Raw genomic sequence first — 4149 nt, forward strand, 5'->3', positions numbered from 1 at the left:
CCTCGCCCCGACCCGCTCGACCGCGCACTCGCCGCTGTTCCAGGTCTCCCTCGAATTCCACACCGCCGAACTGCCCGCGGTGGAACTGCCGCACCTGAGCGTGCACGGCGTCACGCTCGATCCGGTGGTGTGCAACTTCGACCTCGAACTGCTGATCGGGCAGAACACCACGGGCGGGCTCGACGCCGCCTTCGTCTACGCCACCGACCTGTTCGACGCCGAGACGGTGCGCGGCTTCGCCGACCGCTTCGGCCGGCTGTTGCACGCGATCGCCGCCGACCCGCACCGCCCCGTCGGAGACCTCGACCTGCTCACCACCACCGAACACACCGCGCTGGTACCCGCGATCGGGCCGGAGCCGGAACCGGCGGTGCTGTGGCCGCAACTGCTCGACACCGCCGTCGCCGCCGCCCCGGACGCCGTCGCAGTCGTCGACGGCGACCGGCAGGTCACCTACCGCGAACTCGACGCCCGCGCCACCCGGCTCGCGCGGCGCCTGCTCGACCGCGGCGCCGGACCCGAACAGATGATCGCCCTGGCGGTCCCGCGCTCACTCGACTCGGTCACCGCGGTGTGGGCCACGGTGCGCAGCGGCGCGGCGTTCGTGCCGGTCGATCCCACCTATCCGGCCGACCGCATCGCATTCATGCTCGGCGACAGCGCCGCGCGCATCGGCATCACCGTCGCCGCGCACCGCGACGCCCTGCCCGACGAGGTGGACTGGCTCGTCCTCGACGACCTCGACCTCATCTCGGGGCCGGTCGCACCGATCGACCACGCGGACCGGCCCGCGGTGCTGCACCCGGATCATCCCGCCTACCTGATCTACACCTCCGGCTCCACCGGCCGCCCCAAGGGCGTGACGGTCACCCACCGCGGCCTGGCCTCCCTGGCCCGGGAGGAACGCGACCGGCTGCAGGTCACCGCCGCGGCACGGGTGTCGCATCTGGCGTCGCCGAGCTTCGACGCGTCGATCTTCGAGCAGATGATGGCGCTGAGCGCGGCCGCGACCCTGGTGGTCGTGCCACCACACGTCTACGGCGGCGACGACCTGGCCGCGGTGCTGCGCGCGCAGCGGGTCAGCCACGCGTTCATCACCCCCACCGCGTTGGCCTCCCTCGACCCGGACACCGTCCCCGAGCTGCACACCCTGCTCGTCGCCGGCGAAGCGCTCCCCCCGGAGCTGGTGGCGCGCTGGGCCCACTCGCGCCGCATGATCGACGCCTACGGACCCACCGAGGCGACCATCATGACCTCCCTCGGCGACCCCCTGACGGCCGGGGAACCGGTCACCATCGGCACCCCCAGCCGCGGCTTCCGCGCCCTGGTGCTCGACGGACGGCTCCAGCCCGTCCCCGTCGGGGTGGCCGGGGAACTGTACGTCGCCGGACCCGGCCTGGCCCGCGGCTATCACGCGCGGCCCGCGCTGACCGCTGCCCGGTTCGTGCCCGACCCCACCGCCGCGGGGGAGCGGATGTACCGCACCGGCGATCTGGTGCGGTGGACCACCGATCATCGCCTCGACTACGTCGGCCGCACCGACTTCCAGGTCAAGATCCGCGGGTTCCGTGTCGAACTCGGCGAGATCGACACGGCGCTGACCGCGCACCCGCAGGTGGTCTTCGCCCACACCCTCGGCCACACCGCCCCGTCCGGGCAGGCCCTGCCGGTGTCCTACATCCGCCTCGCCCCGAATGCCGAGGTCACCGCCGCCGAAGTGAAAACGTACGTCGCGCAGCATCTTCCGCCGCACATGGTGCCGGCGGTGATCACCGTGCTCGACGACATCCCGCTCACCCCGGCCGGCAAACTCGACCGGGCCGCGCTGCCCGCCCCGGAGTTCACCGCCCCGGCCGGGGACTACCGGGCCCCGCGCACCGACCTCGAAAAGCTCCTCACCGACCTGTTCGCCGAACATCTCGGTCTCGACCGGGCCGGGGTCGACGACGACTTCTTCGAGCGCGGCGGCACCTCGCTACTGGCGACCCGGTTGCTGCCCGCTCTCGGGGAACGACTCGGCCGCCGGGTGCCGATCGCGTCGATCTTCACCCACCCCACCCCGGCGGAGCTCGCCGCGCACCTGAGCAGCGGCGACCTCGAGGCGAGCAACGGAATCGACGAGGCGTTCCGGGTGCTCGTCCCGCTGCGCCCCGGCACCGGCACGGCACTGTTCTGCATCCATCCCGCCGCGGGGCTGGCCTGGCCGTACAGCACCCTCGCGCACCGCCTCGACGACCGGCCCGTCTACGGACTGCAATTGCCGGCCCTGTCCGGCGGCCCACGGCACGACACCATCACCGCGCTCGCCCGCCACTACGTGCGGGAGATCCGGCGGGTACAGCCGCACGGGCCGTATCACCTGCTCGGCTGGTCCCTCGGCGGGGTGGTCGCGCACACCGTGGCCGTCGAACTGCGCCGCGCCGGGGAGATCGTCGACACCCTCGCGCTGCTCGACAGCCACCTGGTCGTCGGGGCGTCCCCGGCCGTCGGCACCCGCGACATGCTGCGCGATCTCGGGTTTCCCGTCGACGACGACGAACCGAGCTTCGAGCACGCCGCCGCAGTCCTCGACGAGGCGTTCGGTGGCGGCACCGGCCTGACCGCCGCCCACCTCGAACGCCTGCACGCCGGGTCCACCGACACCGCGCGCGCCGCGCGCCGGCACGAACCGGACACCTTCGACGGGGACGCATTGTTCTTCACCGCGGCCCGCTCGGACGCCCCGATCCCGGCGGTGGCAGCCTGGCACAACGTGATCGCGGGGGAGATCCACCAGTACCGCCTCGACTGCGCTCACCACGAGATGGTGAGCGCCCGGGCGGTCGAGACGATCATCGCGGTGCTGTCGGCGCGGCTGACCGAGAGCGACGCCGCGCTGCGCCGCTGGGCACGCGCCGAGGTGCCGGTCGCCGCCCGCAACGGGAACCGCCGGAACTGACCGTGGCACATCCGCCCACCGGGCCGGGATCTCAACCGAGGCCGGTGAGCACCGCCGGCGCCCACACCGGCCAGCGCACCGCACCCACCGGCACCCCACCCGCGAACCGCCCCACCACCACCGGAGTTCCGGACGCCGTGTCGTACACCGACGCCTGATCGGCGCGACCGACCGCCTCCACCACCAGCGGCCACAACCGCCGATAACGCGCCCGGATCTTGTCCTCGGGCACCGCATGCCCCCCGGCGGCCACCCGATGCTGCACCCGCAGCACCGACATCGTCTCGGGCACCAGCATCACGTGCAGCACCACCACATATCCCGCCTCGTGCGCCCGGTCGACCAACTCCAGCTTCGACGGATGCGAGAACACCGTCTCCGCGATGAACGACCGGCCCTGCCGCATCAGCCGGTCCCGCGCGGCGGCGGCGAGTTGCGCCGCCTCGTACGACATCTCCTCGGCCCGCTCCGGCCAGCGCTGCCGCGCGATCACATCCGCGTTGACGAACACGCTGTGCGGCAGCAGGGGAGCGAGGGACAACTCGACGAACGTCGACTTGCCCGAACCGTTGGGACCGACGATCAGATCCAGACGCCTCATGCGTCGTCGAGGACCCGGCGGCTACCGTCGGGACGTTGCTCGACCAGCCGGCCCTCGTCGTCGAGCACCACCGTGGTGACCCCGCGTGCGGCGAGCACCTCGGCGTAGTCGGTGCGGGCCAGACCGTCCGCCAGGCGCGCGTCGATCTCCGCGTCGAACAGGCGTCCCTCGGCGGCGGTGAGATCCTCCGGTTCCCGCGTCCCGGCCAGCGCCTCGTGCACCCGGTGCAGGGAGGCGGTCTCGTGGGCGGTCATCGCGCGGCCGATGCGGGCCCAGTATTCGAGTTGCTGGCGTCCGGTGCGGTTCTGGCGACCGCCCTCGGCGATGGCGCTGTCGACGAGTTCGGCGTCGAAGCGGGTGACCTTGTCGGTGGACGACGTCATGACGACCTCCCGGTGTAGCAGATTGCTACCAGTGTAGCGAGGTGCAACATCGACTGCGCAGTCCGTCCGTGCAGCACCACCGGTTCGTGACCTCATCCGGCGCATCACCACCCGGATCGACACCCCGATCCCGGGAAACCCCCCGGCCCCGGCCCGGGTCCCGGGCCCCCGGGGGACCCGGGAACCCCCCCCCGGGCCCGGGCCCGGGACCCCCGTACCCCGGGTAA

Annotated in this window: 3 protein-coding genes; 1 reads left to right on the forward strand and 2 read right to left on the reverse strand. The window is 72.8% G+C overall.

Annotation, left to right across the window (positions count from 1 at the left end):
- On the forward strand, nt 1-2938 hold a 2938-nt coding region (locus R1101_RS27270), incomplete at its 5' end, for a non-ribosomal peptide synthetase (RefSeq protein WP_016934642.1).
- Nucleotides 2939-2969: 31 nt separating this feature from the next.
- Here R1101_RS27270 and R1101_RS0117410 read toward each other — a convergent pair.
- Complete coding sequence (locus R1101_RS0117410; RefSeq protein WP_016934643.1) at nt 2970-3539, reverse strand: zeta toxin family protein; 570 nt, start codon at nt 3537-3539, stop codon at nt 2970-2972.
- On the reverse strand, nt 3536-3922 hold the full coding sequence (locus R1101_RS0117415) for a TA system antitoxin ParD family protein (protein ID WP_016934644.1): 387 nt from the start codon (nt 3920-3922) through the stop codon (nt 3536-3538). Before R1101_RS0117415 ends, R1101_RS0117410 begins: the two co-directional genes overlap by 4 nt.
- Between the last annotated feature and the right edge of the window lie 227 nt (nt 3923-4149).

Source organism: Rhodococcus sp. R1101 (assembly GCF_000278445.1).
GTDB classification, from domain to species: domain Bacteria; phylum Actinomycetota; class Actinomycetes; order Mycobacteriales; family Mycobacteriaceae; genus Rhodococcus; species Rhodococcus gordoniae.

What these genes read in the sequence shown, in the direction of transcription:
- R1101_RS0117410 (WP_016934643.1), bottom strand. Translation starts at nt 3,539, where the DNA reads ATGAGGCGTCTGGATCTGATCGTCGGTCCCAACGGTTCGGGCAAGTCG.
- R1101_RS0117415 (WP_016934644.1), bottom strand. Translation starts at nt 3,922, where the DNA reads ATGACGTCGTCCACCGACAAGGTCACCCGCTTCGACGCCGAACTCGTC.